The organism is Plantactinospora sonchi (genome assembly GCF_036422035.1).
GTDB lineage: Bacteria > Actinomycetota > Actinomycetes > Mycobacteriales > Micromonosporaceae > Plantactinospora > Plantactinospora sonchi.
The window spans coordinates 296391-311793 of sequence record NZ_JAZGQK010000017.1 but is presented as its reverse complement, the minus strand read 5'-3'; the positions used below and the strand labels follow the sequence as shown (position 1 = coordinate 311793).

Below are 15403 nucleotides of genomic sequence, written 5' to 3'. Positions count from 1 at the left end.
GCCCCGCGGCCTGCCAGGTCCGGGCCCCGCGGCCGGCCGGGGCCCGGTCGGCCGGGTTCGTGGCCTGGTGCTCCCCCGGGTCGGGTCACGGCGCCAGGTGCCGTGGAGCGCACGACGGCGGCGGCAGCCCCTCGCCGCGGGACCCTCACCTCAGCGGGCGAAGAAGTGCCACCCCATCCACCACCAGAAGCCGATCACGGCGATCCGGCCGACCGGCACCGGGCCGACCTCGTAGCGCATGACGTAACCACAGACGTCACCGAGGGTGGGGATCCGGGATCCTTCACGCCGGGCAGCCCATTCCACCGCGACAAAAAGCACCAGGGCGCCGACGAAGCCGGCGATCGCGAGGAGCCTCATCGACGCACCAGCCCCCAGAACGCCGAGAGCCACGCGAAGTACGCGGCGGACCGGGCGAGCGAGTCCTCCAACATCGGGTCGGCGAGCTTGGAGAAGGTCGGGAAGTCGTCCCGGGAACCGAGCATGAAGGTCGCCGCCTCGAAGACCCCGAAGATGAGGATCGGCAGCAGCCACCAGCGGGCACCCGAACCCAACCGCGCGGGTACCGCCCGGCGCGGGATCCGGTTGGACAGGCCGACCCAGGCCAGGCCGCCACCTATCCCGATCGTGTAGAGGTTCGCCGCGGTCGAGAAGGAGGCGAACTGGCCCCCTATCAGCGAGAGGAAGGCGAGGATCGGAACCGAGAAGACCGGTCGGTCCCAGGCCCGGGGCACATCGGCGGAGAGCTCCGGTTGCTGTTCCATGAGCCGATTGTCCCCGGGGCGGCGCCGAGCGGGAAGCTCGACGCCATCCCGGACACTACTGATCTTGCAGGTTGGGCCCGGTCTGCCCAGGATCGACCGCGCCGCGACCCAACTCGGCCCGGATCGCGTCGACCACGTCCGGCACCGAGCCGTACGCGGTGAATCCGGCCGCCAGCCGGTGACCGCCACCGCCGAGCGCGACCGCGACCCGGCTCACGTCCGTGGCACCCTTGCTGCGCATCGAGACCGCCCACTCGGCCTCGGCGACCTGCTTCAGTACGAAGCTCACGTCAGCCTCGGCGGTGCAGCGTACCGAGTCGATCAACGGTTCGAGCGTGTACGGGCGCTGCCCGTGCCGGTCCAGGTCCTCCAGCGTGGCGTACGTCCAGACCAGCCCCAGCCCATCGACCGCCAGCGGTTCGAGCTGGGTACGCGCCAACACGTCGCCGTAGAGCCGCACGGCGCCGTACGGCCGGGTGTCGAAGATCCGCCGGGAGATCTCCCCGGGCCGCAGACCGGTGGCGAGCAGCCGGGCGGCCATCTCGTGCACGGCCGGAGTGGTCATGTCGAACCGGAACGAGCCGGTGTCGGTGGCGAGCGCGATGTAGAGGCACTCGGCGATCTCCCGGTCCAGCGGCGCACCGAGCCGGTCGAGCAACTGCTCCACCACCACCGAGGTGGCCGCCGCGTCCGGGTCGACCAGGTTGATCCTGCCGAACCGGGTGTTCGACGCGTGATGGTCGAGGACCAGGGACGCACCGGCCCGGTCCAGCCGGTCCACGAGGTCACCGAGCCGGGAGACCGCCGCGATGTCGAAGCAGATGACCAGGTCCGGATCCGGGTACGCCTCGCTCGCCGGGACCAGCAGGTCGAGGCCGGGCATGGTCCGGAACGGTTCCGGCACCTCCGGCCGGCCCGGAAAGGTGGCCTGGAGCGGTCGTACGCCGAGCCGGCGCAACCCGAGCCCGAAGCCGAGCATGCTGCCCAGCGCGTCCCCGTCCGGGTTGACGTGGCAGATCAGCAGTACCCGGCCGTCGGTCGGCAGCTCGGTGACGGCTGCCAGCGCCGCCGCCCACTCCGTCTCGGTCGGCTGTGCCGCCGCCGCTGTGGCCACGTCGGCGAGCAGGGCTCCGCCGGTCACCGCCGGTCACCGGCACCATCGGCGGGCGGCGGGCCGCCGGCGGGGCCCCGGTCGCCGTCCACGGGCTCGTCGCCCTCTTCGGTCTCGTCGTCCTCGTCGACGCGGTACGGCTGTGCCTCACCCGCGTACTCCGCCTGGGCGGCCAGCCGCTGCACCTCCGCGTCCGCGTTGCGGGCCGCCGCCAGCAGGTCGTCGATGTGCTTGACCTGGTCCTGGACGTTGTCGAGGACAAACGCCAGGGTCGGCGAGTGACGCAGCCCCAGGGCCTTGCCCACGGTGCTGCGCAGCAGCCCCTTGGCGCTCTCCAGGGCGGCGGCGGTGGACGCCTGCTCGGCGGCGCCACCGAGCACGGTGTAGTAGACCGTCGCCTCCCGCAGGTCGGGGGTGATCCGCGCGTCGGTGATGGTGATCATGCCGAGTCGGGGATCCTTGATCTGGGTACGCACCACCGAAGCCACCAGCTCCCGCACACGCTCCGCGTGTCGGCGCACCTTGGCCGGGTCCGTCATCTCCACACCTCCACGGCGTCCTGCTCCCGGGCCGGACCGGCGGCGCGCCACGCGCCGCGGCCGGACCGGCCGACCTGGTGAACACTACCCGCGTAGCGGACGGCCGCGTCGCCGCCATCGGCATCCGCCGCCCCCGCCGGCGGACGTCCCGGGTACGACGGTTCAGTCATCTTCGCCGTGCAACCGCCGCCGTACGGAGAGCAACTCGATCTCCGGTCGCCCGGCGACCAGACGCTCGCAGGCGTCGAGCACCTCGCCGACGTGCTGCGCCTCGGAGGCGACCAGGGCGACCGCGATCTGCGCCCGGCCGTGCAGGTCGACATCGCCCACCTCCGCCGCGGAGACCTCGAACCGGCGCAGCGCGGCGACGATGGGACGGACGTAGGACCTCTTCGCCTTCAACGAGCGTGAGTCGCCGGGCAGGAGGACGTCGAAAACGGCGGTTCCGGTGTACACGGCGGGAAGAGTACGCCATCACCGCCCCTTGATCGTCACCTTTCCGTACGCCTCCGGTCGCGGCACCCGGTCCGGCCCGCAGACGCCGGTGGCCGGGACCCGAACGGGTCCCGGCCACCGATCTCGACCTCGATCAGGCGCGCGGCTTCTCGCGCATCTCGAACGTCTCGATGATGTCACCGACCTGGACGTTGTTGAAGTTGCTCAACGTCAGACCGCACTCGAAGCCCTCCCGGACCTCGGTGGCGTCATCCTTGAACCGCTTGAGCGAGCTGATCGTGAGGTTGTCGGCCACGACCGCCCCGTCGCGCAGCAGCCGCGCCTTGGCGTTGCGGCGGATGACACCCGACCGGACGATACAACCGGAGATGTTGCCGATCTTGGACGAGCGGAACACGTCGCGGATCTCCGCGCTGCCCAGCTCGACCTCCTCGAACTCCGGCTTGAGCAGGCCCTTGAGCGCCGCGTCGATCTCCTCGATGGCCTGGTAGATGACCGTGTAGTACCGGATCTCCACGCCCTCGCGGTCGGCGATCTCCCGGACCTTGTTGGAGGCCCGGACGTTGAACCCGATGATGGTCACCGCCTCGGACGAGGCACTGGCCAGCATCACGTCGCTCTCGGTGATCGCACCGACGCCCCGGTGGATGATCCGCAGTTGGACCTCCTCCGGAATGTCGAGCTTGAACAGCGCGTCCTCCAGGGCCTCCACCGAACCGGAGCCGTCGCCCTTGAGCACCAGGTTGAGCGAGGTCCGCTCGCCCTCCTTGAGCTGCTCCATGATCGTCTCGAGGCTGGGCCGCCGGTGGGAGTTGGCGAAGCTCGCCGCCCGCCGCCGTGCCTGCCGCTGCTCGGCGATCTGCCGCACCGTGCGGTCGTCCTCGGCGGCCAGGAAGGTGTCACCCGCTCCCGGCACCGCGGTCAGACCGAGCACCATGACCGGACGTGCCGGACCGGCCTCGGAGACCGGCTTGCCGTTCTCGTCCAGCATGGCCCGGACCCGGCCGTGGGCCCCACCGGCGACGATCGAGTCGCCGGCCCGCAGGGTGCCCTTCTGCACCAGCACCGTGGCCACCGCACCGCGACCCTTGTCCAGGTGCGCCTCGATCGCCACACCCTGTGCCGGCCCGTCGATCGGAGCGGTCAGCTCCAGCGACGCGTCGGCGGTGAGCAGGACCGCCTCGAGCAGGTCCTCGATGCCGATACCGGGCTTGGCCGCCACGTTGACGAACATGGTGTCGCCGCCGTACTCCTCGGCGACCAGACCGTATTCGGTCAGCTGCTGGCGAACCTTGTCCGGGTTGGCCTCGGGCTTGTCGATCTTGTTGACCGCCACCACGATCGGTACGTCGGCCGCCTTGGCGTGGTTGAGCGCCTCGATCGTCTGCGGCATGACGCCGTCGTCGGCCGCGACCACCAGCACCACGATGTCCGTGACCTGGGCACCACGGGCACGCATGGCGGTGAACGCCTCGTGACCCGGGGTGTCGATGACGGTCAGCGCCCGCTCGATCCCGTCGTGCTGGACGTGCACCTGGTAGGCACCGATGTGCTGGGTGATGCCACCGGCCTCGCCCTCGACCACGTTCGCCTTACGGATCGCGTCGAGCAGCTTGGTCTTACCGTGGTCGACGTGACCCATCACGGTCACCACCGGCGGACGGCTCACCAGCCGGTCCGAGGCGACCTCGGCGTCCAGATCGATGTTGAACTGGGCCAGCAGCTCACGGTCCTCGTCCTCGGGGCTGACGATCTGGATGTCGAAGCCGAGGTGCTCACCGAGAATCTGCAGGGTGTCGTCGGAGCACGACTGGGTCGCCGTGACCATTTCGCCCAGGTTGAACATCTCCTGGACCAGCGAACCGGGGTTCGCGTTGATCTTGTCCGCGAAGTCCGACAGCGACGCACCACGCGGCAGCCGGATGACCTGGCCCTGACCGCGCGGAGCGCCCGAGCTCATGGTCGGCGCGGACAGGTTGTCGAACTCCTGTCTGCGCTGCTTCTTGGACTTGCGTCCCCGGGTCGGGCGACCACCCGGACGCCCGAAGGCACCCGCGGCACCGCCACCACGACCGCGGCCGCCACCACCGGGACGCCCCGCGCCACCGGCCGGTGCGCCACCGCCACCGGGACCACCCCGGAAGCCGCCGCCGGCTCCACCGCCGCCGCCCCCACCGGGACCGCCACGGAAGCCACCGCCACCGCCGCCGCCCCCACCGGGACCGCCACGGAAGCCACCGCCACCGCCGCCGCCCCCACCGGGACCGCCACGGAAGCCACCGCCACCGCCGCCGGGACGGCCTGCGCCGCCGCCGGGACCACCGGGACGACCGGGGCCGCCACCGGGACGACCGGGCCGCTGCGTCGGCATGGACGCCGGGCTGGGCCGCGGCGGCATCGAGGCCGGGCTGGGCCGCGGCGGCATGTTCGCCGGGTTGGGCCGAGGCCCACCGGACGCGGCCGGACGCTGCCCACCCGGCGTGATGCCGAACGGGTTGTTGCCGCCGCTGCGCGCCGGCGGACGGGCACCGGGCCGGCCGGGGCCGGGGGTCGGTGCACCGGGCGGCGTCGGCCGCGCCCCAGCCGGGGAAGAACCCGGCCGCGGCGGAACGGCGCCCGGTCCCGGCTTCGGCCGGGACGTGCCGGTACCACCGTCGGCCGGACGCTCCGGCCGGGCGGTGTCACCACGCTGCTGTTGCTGCTGCCGAGCCGCCTGGGCGGCTTTGACGGTCGCCTCCTGCTCGGCCTTGAGGGCCGCCGCGCGCGCCTCGGCGGCGGCGACCTCGATGTCGTGCGCGCTCGCCGGCTTGGCGACCGGGGCTGCCGGCTGCGGGGGACCCGGAACGGGACCCTTGGGTTTCGCCGGCGGCACCATCCGGCGCGGCGGCGCCGGCTTGGCGGAGATCCTGGGTTCGCCGGCGCCCGGGGTCGGGGGCGCCTTCGGCGTCGGCGGGGCCGGCGTGGCCGTAGGGGCCGCCGACTCCTGGGACGCGACGAAGGCGCCGCGCAGCCGACGGGCCACCGGGGCCTCGACGGTGCTCGACGCGGACTTGACGAACTCGCCCATCTCCTTCAACTTGGCGAGAACGGTCTTGCTTTCGACCCCGAGCTCCTTAGCCAGCTCGTGTACGCGGGCCTTGCCTGCCACTGCACTCCTCACTCCGAGGTCGTGCGGGCAGCACCCGCAGCGACCTCACTCGTGCACTTGAAGCCTGGTCATTTCTGGGACTTCATCGTGTGCTCATGTCGGTCGTCCTACCTTGCTTGCGGTCCGTTGCGTCGATCCCGCCCGGTCGGGTGACCGGTCGGGGTGTGTCAACGCCGTGGAGATGCTCGGCCAACTCACTTGCGTCTGGTACGCCAGCGATACGCAGTGCCCGCCCGAAGGCGCGACGCCGCAGTGCCAGCGTCAGGCAAGCCGGGTCAGGATGCAGATGTGCTCCCCGCCCCGGTAGCCTACGGGCCGGATCGGGTCGGAGACTGTGATCAGTCTCATCGCCGACCGCGACGATCCGCAGCAGCTGGCCGGCAGGCGCCCGTTTCCGGCAACCCACACAGGTGCGTTCCGGCCACGCGCGTCGTACCACTGAGAAAGTCTACCCCTACCCGGCCGAGATCGCTCCGTCCGCCTCCGCCCGGTGATCAGCACCGCCCTGTCGACCGGCCGGCGCCGGGCTCGGCACCTGCTCGTTGTCGGGACGGATGTCGATGCGCCAACCGGTGAGACGGGCAGCAAGTCGGGCATTCTGCCCTTCCCGCCCGATAGCCAGCGAAAGCTGGAAATCGGGTACGGTCACCCGCGCGGTCCGGGTCGCCGCGTCCACGACCTCGACCCTGAGCGCCTTGGCCGGAGAGAGTGCGTTGCCGACAAACGCCGCCGGGTCGTCCGACCAGTCGATGATGTCGATCTTCTCACCGTGCAGTTCGCTCATCACCGCACGCACCCGCTGCCCCATCGGGCCGATGCAGGCGCCCTTGGCGTTCACCCCGGGCACCGTGGACCGGACCGCGATCTTGGTACGGTGGCCGGCCTCCCGGGCGATCGCCGCGATCTCCACCGTGCCGTCGGCGATCTCCGGCACCTCCAGCGCGAAGAGCTTCTTCACCAGGTTCGGGTGGGAACGGGAGAGGGTGATCTGCGGGCCCCGGAACGTCTTGACCACGTGCACCACCACGCACCGCAGGCGCTGGCCGTGCTCGTACAGCTCACCGGGGACCTGCTCGGCCTGCGGCAGCACCGCCTCGACCTTGCCCAGGTCGACCGAGACGATGCCCTTCTCGGCCCGCGCCTCGTGCGCCTGCACGATGCCGGTGACCAGGTCACCGTCCCGGCCCGCGTACTCGCCGAAGTGCACCTCGTCGGTGGCCTCGCGGAGTCGCTGCAAAATCACCTGCTTGGCGGTCATCGCGGCGATCCGCCCGAAGTCGTGCGGAGTGTCGTCGACCTCCCGGACCACGATGCCCTCGTCGTCCAGTTCCTGGGCGTAGACGGAGGCCGCGCCGGTCTTTCGGTCGATCTCGACCCGGGCGTGTGCCTGGGCCCCCTCGGTGTGCCGGTACGCGGTCAGCAACGCGGTCTCGATCGCCGCGAGGATCGTGTCGAACGGGATCTCCCGCTCGCGTTCCAGGGCGCGCAACGCCGCGAGGTCGATGTTCACCGTTCCTCGCCCTCCACATCTTCGTCGTCGTCGCCGTAATCGACGTCTTCGTCATCGTCGCCGTCGTCGATCAGATCGTCGTCCGCGATCTCGTCGAGTCGGTTGAATTCCACCTGGACCCGGCCCGGGCCGAGATCCGGGTACGTCCACTCGGCCTGGCCGTCGTCGGTCCGCAGCACCACCCGGTGCTCGTCCGCCTCGACCACCCGCCCGGTCAGCTGTCGGGCCCGCCGCTCGGTCCCCCCGGTCCCGCCGTCGTCGGCCGCGCCGGACGGGTTCACCGTCACCTTGACCAGACGTCCGACGTTGCGCCGCCAGTGCCGGGGCAGGGTCAGCGGCCGGTCGACGCCGGGCGAGCTCACCTCGAGTTGGTACTCGCCGGCGACCAGGTCACCGCCGCTCTCCTCCGCCTGGTCGAGCGCCTTGGACAGTGCCCGGGAGACATCCGCCACCGCGTCCAGGTCGACTCCGCCGTCCTGGCCGACAACCACCCGGACCACGTACCGGCGCCCGGCACGGGACACCGACAGGTCCTCCAGGTCGTAGCCGGCGGCGGAGACCACCGGTTCGATCACGGCGCGGAGCCGGAGCCGGCGGGCGGACGCGTCGTCACGGGGGCGCCCTGGAGCGCGCTGGCCCGTCCTCGGCCGGCCTGAGACACGGCCACGCTGCGTCATCTCCGCCCCCCTCTCACGATCACCGGCCACGTTCCGGTAGCCATACCAGCGTGCCACCGGACGGAAGCGTCCGGCGGCTGCGCAGAGCGTAACGCGCTGGCCCGCCCGGGGCCCGGTCGGCGCACCGACGACCGACTTCGGCCACCGGCGGACCGCCGGTACCCCGGCCGGGCCGGCCCCGGACGACATGGGCAGTACCGGACGGGCCGGGACGGACCATGGCGGTGCCGACCCCGTGGTCCGCACGGATGGTGTTGACTGGGCCGCGTGCGGAGCCGAGACACGAACCACGGAAACGGCGTGCCGGGGCGGTCCCGACGCGAGGTACTGCGGACGAGCGCCCTGGTGGCACTGGTCGGCGCCACCGGCGGGCTGACCGGCTGCGGGCTCTTCGAGGGTGAGCCCGACCGACCACCCGCCGCCGACCCGCTCGCGCCGCTGATGGCCGGTGCACTGGATCTCGCCGCCCGCTACGAGGCCGCGATCGCCGCCTTCCCCGCACTGACCGATCGACTGCGCCCGATCGCCGAGGCACACCGGGCACACGCCGCCGAACTGGCCCGGGTGACCGGTGCCACCCTGCCGACCGCCACCGCCGCCGCCTCGCCGGCGGCCGTCGGCGGCACCGGGAACAACGACGACGAAGTGCGGCGCGACCTGCGCAAGGCCGAGCAGGAGGGTCGGGACGCGGCGAAGAAGGCCTGCGCCGAGGCACCGGCGAACCGCGCCGCGCTGGTCGGTTCGATCGCCGCCGCCCGGGCCACCCACCTGGAGGTGGTCCGGTGACCGCAGACACCAGCCAGCCGGGAGGGACGGCCTGATGGCGGAGGAGTTGGCGGCGGCACTCGCCGCCGAACACGCGGCGGTCTACGCGTACGGACCCATCGGGGTACGCCTCAAGGGCGATGCGGTCGACCAGGCCCGGGACGCCGAGGCGGCGCACCGGAGTCGACGCGACAGCCTGGTTCTGCTGCTCAGCGCGAAGGGCGGCGAGGTGCCGCAGGCCGCGGCCGCGTACGCGCTGCCGTTCCCGGTCACCGACGAGGCGAGTGCGCTCCGGCTGGCGGTGGAGATCGAGGAGCGGACCGCGGCGGTCTGGCGGGCCGCGCTGTCGGCCACCGAGGGGGCGGAACGGAACCGCGCGCTGGACGGGCTGACCGATGCGGCGGTCCGCGCCACCCGCTGGCGTCGGCGGGCCGGGGTCACCCCGGTCACCGTGCCGTTCCCGGGACGCGCCACCTGACCGGAACGTCCCACCCGCCGTGTTCACCGGACGGCCGGGCGGGGCGCTCGGCCGGGGGCGGCGGCGCGGCCGGTTCACCGAGGCCGGGGCGGGCCACCGAATGGTCGGATCGACCCGCTACCGGGGGCCGGAAGTGAGCCGGCACACTGTGACGATGCCCGCCCTGGAAAGACCGGTCCCCGCGCTCGGCCGCCTCGTCCGCCGGATCGGACACAGCCGCTGGTTCGCGGCCTGCACCCCGCTCGTGGTTCCGGCCGACCGGCTCGTCGCCCGGCTGACCCGGGGGCGGGTGATCGCCCTCGGCATGGTTCCGTCGTTGCTGCTCACCACCACCGGACGGCGGTCCGGGCAGCCGCGCAGCACCCCGCTGCTCGCGGTACCGGACGGTGACGGGTACGTCGTCGTCGGCTCGAACTGGGGCCGGTCGGAGCACCCGGCGTGGACGCTGAACCTGCTCGCCCACCCGGCCGCCACGGTGACCGTCGGCGGTCGGGAGATCCCCGTCCAGGGGCGTCTGGCCGAGGGCGCGGAACGGGACCGGCTGTGGCGACTGTTGGTCGCCGAGTGGCCGGCGTACCAGACGTACGTGAACCGGGCCGGTGGTCGCGAGCTGCGGGTCTTCCGGCTCGAACCGCGACAGCGGGTGGAGCCGGGATGACACCGCCCGGGTCCCACCTCACCCGCTCCTGACGCCGCCGACCGCTCGCGCCCGACCGAGACGTCGTGCCGGCCGGGCACCTGTCCCGGCCTAGCACTACTGGTGCCAGCCGAGCACTCGCTCCCGGACGAGCGGTCGCGCGGGTCGGGGCCGCTCGGCGGGCGGGCTCACACGACGCCGACGCCGATCAGCCGTCCGACCAGGTACGTCACCGCGGTCGCCGCGGCGCCGAGCAACAGCTGCCGTGCGCCACTGACCCACCACCTGCGGTTGGTGAACCGGGCGACGGCAGCACCGGCGACGAAGAGGCCGAGACCGCCCACCCCGAGCGCCAACCACAGGCTGTCGAAGCCGAGCAGGTAGGTGATCAGCGGGATCGCCGCCCCGACCGAGAAGCAGACGAAGGACGAGAAGGCGGCGGTCCACGGGCTGGGCCGGTCGTCGGCGTCGACGCCGAGTTCCTCCCGGACGTGCACCCGCAACGCCTCCTCCGGGTTGCGTCGCAGCGCGTCCGCCACCTGCTCGGCGAGATCGCGGGGAAGTCCGCGCTCCACCCACACGTCGGCCAGTTCGCGGGCCTCCCCGGCCGGGTTGCGCTCCAGTTCCCGACGTTCCTTGTCGACCTCGGCCGCGACCTGCTCGTTCTGCGACTGCACGCTGGTGTACTCGCCGAGGCCCATCGAGATCGCCCCGGCGACCAGGCCGGCGAAGCCGGTCAGCACGATGTTGCGGGGTGCCACGCCGCCGCCGCCCACCCCGGCGATCAGCGCGATGTTGGTGACCAGTCCGTCCATGGCGCCGAAGACGGCGGGACGCAGCCAGCCGCCGGAGACGTCGGCGTGGTGGTGTTCGCTGATCGGGGTCGTGGCGTCGGTCACGGCAGTGTGAGGATCTCGTGCCCGTCCTCGGTCACCACGATGGTGTGTTCGAACTGGGCCGTCCAGCGCCGGTCCCTGGTCACCACGGTCCAGCCGTCGGCCCAGACGTCGTACTCGTGGGTGCCGAGTGTGATCATCGGCTCGATGGTGAAGGTCATTCCCGGCTCCATCACGTCGGTCGGCCGGGGGCTGTCGTAGTGCGGGATGTAGAGGCCGCTGTGGAAGGCCTCGCCGATGCCGTGCCCGGTGAAGTCGCGGACCACGCCGTAGCCGAACCGCTTGGCGTACGACTCGATCACCCGGCCGATCACGTTGATCTGGCGACCGGGGGCGACCGCGCGGATGCCGCGCATCATCGCCTCGTGGGTCCGCTCCACCAGCAACCGGGCCTCCTCGTCGACCTCCCCGACGCAGAAGGTGGCGTCGGTGTCCCCGTGCACCCCGTCGAGGTACGCGGTCACGTCGACGTTGATGATGTCGCCGTCCATCAGCACCGTGGAGTCCGGGATGCCGTGGCAGATCACCTCGTTCAGGCTGGTGCAGCAGGACTTGGGGAAGCCCTTGTAGCCGAGCGTGGACGGGTAGGCGCCGTGGTCGACGAGGAACTCGTGCACCACCTTGTCGATCTCGTCGGTGGTGACGCCCGGCTTGCAGTACTCCCCGGCGAGCTGGGTTGCCTGGGCGGCGAGCCGGCCGGCGACCCGCATCTTCTCGATCGTCTCGGCGGACTGCACGTGTGAGCCTCGGTACTCCTTCGGCCGCTTCTTGCCGACGTACTCGGGGCGGACGATGTGCGGCGGCACCTGGCGCCACGGAGACTGGGTGCCGGGAGTCAACGGCGCGCGGACGGTCATGGCCTCAAGCCTATCGCCGCTGGCGGGGACGGCACGCGGTGGTGACCCGGGGCGGGTGACGGGCCGAGGCCGCCGTGCCGGCCGCCGCGGGATCACCGCGGGGTGACGTGGGCGCCGGTGATCCCCCCGTCGACCACGAGCTGGGCAGCGGTCATGAAGGAGGCGTCGTCGCTGGCCAGGAAGGCGATCGCGGCGGCGATCTCGGTCGGTTCGCCGAACCGCCCCATCGGCACGTGGGCCAAGCGCCGGGCCGCCCGTTCCGGGTCGGCGGCGGACGGTTCCGCCAGCGGTCCGGTGGCGACCGGCCCCGGGCGGACCGCGGTGACCCGGATGCCCTGCCGGGCGAACTCGACACCGAGTTCCCGGGTCAGCGCCAGCACCGCGTCCTCGCGGGCGGCGGAGGCGATCTGCGGGGTGGCCGCGTCCGCCGGCGCCAGGAACGGCGCGGTGTTGACGATCGAGCCGCCGCCCTGGCGCAGCATGTGCGGAATGACGTACCTGCAGCAGAGGTGGAGGCTGCCGGCGATGGCCTTGATCACCCGCTCCCGGGCGTCCGGGCCGGCGGTCCGGACCGGGTCGTCGCCCGGGGGCGAGATGCCGGCGTTGTTGACCGCGATGTCGATCCGCCCGTGCCGGGCCGCGACCCCGTCGAAGAGCTCGCGTACGGCGGCTTCGTCGGCCACGTCGCACTCGACGAAGTCCCCGTCCACCTCCCAGGCAGCGGCCCGCCCCGGCCCGGCATCGATGTCGACGCAGACCACCCTGGCCCCCTCGGCGGCGAGTCGACGTACCGTCGCCAGGCCGATGCCGCTGCCGGCGCCGGTCACCACCGACACCCGCCCGGCCAGTCGATCACCCATCGCCACCGCAGCCACCCCTTTCGATCTCCGCCTGCTGCCGGCATCCTCTCTGACGTACCGGGTGGCGGTCGAGGGGTTCCGTCGATCCAGGCTGCTGGCACCGCCGCTCCCGGCAGGTCAGCCGGATCTGGTGGGTCAGCCGGATCGGCCGACGGTGGCGGGCCAGCCGGAGTCGACCGTCGGTTCCGGAGCACTGGCGGGAGCAGGGCTAATTGCCTTGCCGCCCAGGCCGGCACACCGCATGCTCGTAGGCGTGACAGGGCGGGATTTCCACACCGCGCGCCGTGACCGACGACGGCGTGCGGGGTCCGGCACCTGACCGGATCCTCCCGCGTCGACGGGCGCGTACGGACCGGTGAGGCGCCGGCTCCGGGCCCGGTAACGGGCCCTGGCCGGGTCCTCGGACGACCCGGCCGTTGCGGCGGCGCGGAGCGCGGTCACCTCTCTCTCCCCGGTACGGGACCAACCGTGCCAACGCCCGCCCCGCGCCGCCGCACACCCCCGCCGGTGACCCGGAGGCACCCGGTCAGACGTCGACGACCAGGCCCGACTCGGCGACCTCGACCGGTCCGGTGAACCCCGCCCCCGCCGCGGTGACGAAGGCGGCCGGTTCGACCCGTGGCCACAGGTGGGTCAACAGGACCCGGGCCGCGCCGGCCTCGGCGGCGTACCGGCCGACCTCGGCGGCGGTGGAGAGGTTGCCGGCGTACCGGGCCGGCAGTTCGTCGGCGAAGGTGGCCTCGGCGAGCAGCAGGTCGGCCTCGCGGGCCAACTCCACCAGGTGCGGGCTCGGGCCGGTGTCCCCGGTGTACGCGAACATCCGCCCACCGGCCGTGAGCCGTACGCCGGCGTTCGGCAACCAGTGCGGCAGTCCCCAGGTGGCGGCCCGGAACGGACCGATCTCGAACTCCGCCCCGGGCTCGAACTCCCGCAGGTCGTAACTCGCGTCGATCAGCCCCGGCTCGTCGATCGCCAGCAGCCGGTCCAGGCTGCCCCGGGGCGTGAAGACCGGGAGGGCCGGGGCGTCTGGGTCGGTCAACGCGCGGATGCGCAGCAGCGGTTGCAGGTCGGCGCAGTGGTCCGGGTGGCCGTGGCTGACGTACACGGCGTCGACGTCGTGCGCCGACGTTCCGGCGAGCAGTCGGGGCAGCACGGCGTAGCCGGGGTCGACCAGCAGGTGGAACCCGTCCCGCTCGACCAGGTAGCCGCTGCACGCGGCGTCGACCGTCGGATAGGCGGCGTGGCCACCGAGGATGGTGATCCGCACCGGACAACTCTATGTCACCACGGCCTGCCTGGCCGGTGCATGCCAACTCGGCGAAGTCGACCCGACGGGGGTGGAAGCTTCTGCCCGTAGTGTGGACGGTCCGGGGCGGGCGGAGGAGGAACGGGTGGGGATTTCGAAGGTCGCGGTCGATCCGGCGATCGCCGGGAGACTCGGTCCTGACGAACTCGCGGCGCTGAAGGTCAACCTCTGGCCGCTGGACTGCCAGACCTGCGGAGGACGGCTCCGCCGGTGGGACACACCCGCACTCGTGGTCAGGGCGGACGGTGACCTGGCGGACGCCTCACTGCACCACCGGCGCTGCCACGCCTCCGGCTGGTTCGACCGGGAGACGGTGCCGGCGACCCAGCGACCGCACCTCACCTGGCGGGCGGGCACCTGCGTCCTGCCGAGCAGCGGGCTGCCGATGTTCCTGGTCAACCCGTCGTACGAGGCGGCGCTGCTGCGTCACGTGGATGGCAGGTGGCGGGTGTGGACGGTGGAGCACTTCGTCGACCTGGGGTTCTCCCTGGAGATGGCATCCGAGCGGGCCGAGCCGATCCCGATCCTCGCCGCCGAACTCGACCGGGACCGGATCTCCGTCGAGGTACGGATCGGCGGGGTCGTTCGGCATGCCTGGCGCGACCTGCCCATCTCCCCCGCGACGTTCAACAGGGTCTCGGCGTCCTACCAGATCATGGTCGGGGTGACCACCCTCGCCGACGTCCACCGCCCACTCACCGAGGAGCAGATCTCGGGACTGATGCGATACCAGCGGATGGCTCTCGGTTCGGCCCGGATCACCTCCTTCGCCGGTCCGGCGCAACCGCTACGGGCCAGCGACTTCGACCCGGACATCCGCGCCGAGACCACCGCCCTGACCTTCGAACTGGTCCGACGTCTCCTGGGGGTCCCGGTCACCGACACGCACCTCGACGTGTCGATCCGGCTCTTCAACGGTGACGACAGAGCGGTGCTGGCGCTGGACGCTCCCGACCGGATCCTGGCGGTGCTCCCGGTCGTTCTGCTCTACGCGTGCCGTTCGCACGGCGGCTCGGGGCAACCGGGCGTGCAGCGCGGGGTGCATGTCATGACACCGGATGCCTTCAGCGCCGACGAGTACCTGGGCATGATCACGCCGATCGCCGAACAGTTCGACCGCACGGTCGGGCGACTCGGCGCCGCGCCGTCGTCACCGCAGGGCGCCGAGGCGTACCTGGCCGACGTCGTCGTCGGCACCAGTCGGGAGTTCCTCACCGCCCACCGGTACCACCTGGACGCCGGCCCGGAGTGGGGCCTGCACGCCGGCCGGGGTGAGGTGGCCGTCATCACCGGCGACGACCCGCTACAGGTGATGTCCGCCGACTTCGTCCGGCACTATCCGAGGCTGACCGCCGGCTGATCCCCGCCCGTCCGTCGGTGGGGACGGCCGGCCGACCGG

Annotated in this window: 17 protein-coding genes; 4 read left to right on the top strand and 13 right to left on the bottom strand. The window is 72.4% G+C overall.

All coding sequences use genetic code 11. The annotated features are described in order from the left end of the window. Positions 1-150: 150 nt before the first annotated feature. The 9 genes from V1633_RS21485 to rimP form a co-directional block, all read right to left on the bottom strand. Positions 151-360: a DUF6186 family protein gene (locus V1633_RS21485; RefSeq protein ID WP_331216158.1), complete on the bottom strand. Its 210-nt coding sequence runs from the start codon at positions 358-360 to the stop codon at positions 151-153. After that, the gene (locus V1633_RS21480; RefSeq protein ID WP_331216157.1) at positions 357-764 is read right to left on the bottom strand and encodes a hypothetical protein; all 408 of its coding nucleotides are present in this window, start codon (positions 762-764) and stop codon (positions 357-359) included. Before V1633_RS21480 ends, V1633_RS21485 begins: the two co-directional genes overlap by 4 nt. A gap of 55 nt (positions 765-819) precedes the next feature. Then, complete coding sequence (locus V1633_RS21475; protein ID WP_331216156.1) at positions 820-1905, bottom strand: DHH family phosphoesterase; 1086 nt, start codon at positions 1903-1905, stop codon at positions 820-822. After that, complete coding sequence (rbfA, locus tag V1633_RS21470) at positions 1902-2414, bottom strand: 30S ribosome-binding factor RbfA (protein WP_331216155.1); 513 nt, start codon at positions 2412-2414, stop codon at positions 1902-1904. Before rbfA ends, V1633_RS21475 begins: the two co-directional genes overlap by 4 nt. A 162-nt stretch (positions 2415-2576) precedes the next feature. Beyond that, positions 2577-2870: a DUF503 domain-containing protein gene (locus tag V1633_RS21465; protein ID WP_331216154.1), complete on the bottom strand. Its 294-nt coding sequence runs from the start codon at positions 2868-2870 to the stop codon at positions 2577-2579. Between the two features lie 133 nt (positions 2871-3003). Continuing rightward, positions 3004-6018 carry a translation initiation factor IF-2 gene (gene infB / locus V1633_RS37035; RefSeq protein ID WP_407952069.1) on the bottom strand — a complete coding sequence of 1005 codons (3015 nt, stop codon included), beginning with the start codon at positions 6016-6018 and terminating at the stop codon, positions 3004-3006. An 82-nt stretch (positions 6019-6100) separates the two neighbouring features. Next, positions 6101-6424, bottom strand: a complete 324-nt coding sequence (locus V1633_RS21450) for a YlxR family protein (protein WP_407952075.1) — start codon at positions 6422-6424, stop codon at positions 6101-6103. Positions 6425-6472: 48 nt separating this feature from the next. After that, the gene (gene nusA, locus V1633_RS21445; RefSeq protein WP_331216153.1) at positions 6473-7528 is read right to left on the bottom strand and encodes a transcription termination factor NusA; all 1056 of its coding nucleotides are present in this window, start codon (positions 7526-7528) and stop codon (positions 6473-6475) included. Continuing rightward, positions 7525-8205, bottom strand: coding sequence for a ribosome maturation factor RimP (rimP, locus tag V1633_RS21440; protein ID WP_331216152.1), 681 nt, complete (start codon positions 8203-8205; stop codon positions 7525-7527). Before rimP ends, nusA begins: the two co-directional genes overlap by 4 nt. A 300-nt stretch (positions 8206-8505) precedes the next feature. Between rimP and V1633_RS21435 the strand changes: the two genes are divergently transcribed. From V1633_RS21435 to V1633_RS21425, 3 genes are all read left to right on the top strand, one after another. After that, positions 8506-8991 carry a hypothetical protein gene (locus V1633_RS21435; RefSeq protein WP_331216151.1) on the top strand — a complete coding sequence of 162 codons (486 nt, stop codon included), beginning with the start codon at positions 8506-8508 and terminating at the stop codon, positions 8989-8991. A 34-nt stretch (positions 8992-9025) separates the two neighbouring features. Continuing rightward, complete coding sequence (locus V1633_RS21430; RefSeq protein WP_331216150.1) at positions 9026-9448, top strand: ferritin-like domain-containing protein; 423 nt, start codon at positions 9026-9028, stop codon at positions 9446-9448. Positions 9449-9602: 154 nt separating this feature from the next. Then, positions 9603-10106, top strand: coding sequence for a nitroreductase family deazaflavin-dependent oxidoreductase (locus tag V1633_RS21425; RefSeq protein WP_331216149.1), 504 nt, complete (start codon positions 9603-9605; stop codon positions 10104-10106). Between the two features lie 167 nt (positions 10107-10273). On the opposite strand, the gene V1633_RS21420 is transcribed toward V1633_RS21425, so the two are convergent. The 4 genes from V1633_RS21420 to V1633_RS21405 all read right to left on the bottom strand — a co-directional run bounded on the left by V1633_RS21420 (position 10274) and on the right by V1633_RS21405 (position 13965). Then, positions 10274-10984 (bottom strand): VIT1/CCC1 transporter family protein, encoded by a 711-nt coding sequence (locus tag V1633_RS21420; protein ID WP_331216148.1) that lies wholly within the window; start codon positions 10982-10984, stop codon positions 10274-10276. Beyond that, positions 10981-11838: a type I methionyl aminopeptidase gene (map, locus tag V1633_RS21415; protein ID WP_331216147.1), complete on the bottom strand. Its 858-nt coding sequence runs from the start codon at positions 11836-11838 to the stop codon at positions 10981-10983. Before map ends, V1633_RS21420 begins: the two co-directional genes overlap by 4 nt. A 92-nt stretch (positions 11839-11930) precedes the next feature. Further along, positions 11931-12698 carry an SDR family oxidoreductase gene (locus V1633_RS21410; RefSeq protein ID WP_331216216.1) on the bottom strand — a complete coding sequence of 256 codons (768 nt, stop codon included), beginning with the start codon at positions 12696-12698 and terminating at the stop codon, positions 11931-11933. A 526-nt stretch (positions 12699-13224) separates the two neighbouring features. After that, positions 13225-13965: an MBL fold metallo-hydrolase gene (locus V1633_RS21405; RefSeq protein ID WP_331216146.1), complete on the bottom strand. Its 741-nt coding sequence runs from the start codon at positions 13963-13965 to the stop codon at positions 13225-13227. 124 nt (positions 13966-14089) lie between these two features. Between V1633_RS21405 and V1633_RS21400 the strand changes: the two genes are divergently transcribed. Beyond that, entirely contained in the window at positions 14090-15364 is a 1275-nt protein-coding gene (locus V1633_RS21400; RefSeq protein WP_331216145.1) for a DEAD/DEAH box helicase family protein, read from the top strand. Positions 15365-15403 lie beyond the last annotated feature (39 nt).

Coding starts and splice junctions, on each gene's coding strand:
- V1633_RS21485 (WP_331216158.1), bottom strand. CDS start 360: ATGAGGCTCCTCGCGATCGCCGGCTTCGTCGGCGCCCTGGTGCTTTTT.
- V1633_RS21480 (WP_331216157.1), bottom strand. CDS start 764: ATGGAACAGCAACCGGAGCTCTCCGCCGATGTGCCCCGGGCCTGGGAC.
- rbfA (WP_331216155.1), bottom strand. CDS start 2,414: ATGACGGACCCGGCCAAGGTGCGCCGACACGCGGAGCGTGTGCGGGAG.
- rimP (WP_331216152.1), bottom strand. CDS start 8,205: ATGACGCAGCGTGGCCGTGTCTCAGGCCGGCCGAGGACGGGCCAGCGC.
- V1633_RS21430 (WP_331216150.1), top strand. CDS start 9,026: ATGGCGGAGGAGTTGGCGGCGGCACTCGCCGCCGAACACGCGGCGGTC.
- V1633_RS21425 (WP_331216149.1), top strand. CDS start 9,603: ATGCCCGCCCTGGAAAGACCGGTCCCCGCGCTCGGCCGCCTCGTCCGC.
- map (WP_331216147.1), bottom strand. CDS start 11,838: ATGACCGTCCGCGCGCCGTTGACTCCCGGCACCCAGTCTCCGTGGCGC.
- V1633_RS21410 (WP_331216216.1), bottom strand. CDS start 12,698: ATGGGTGATCGACTGGCCGGGCGGGTGTCGGTGGTGACCGGCGCCGGC.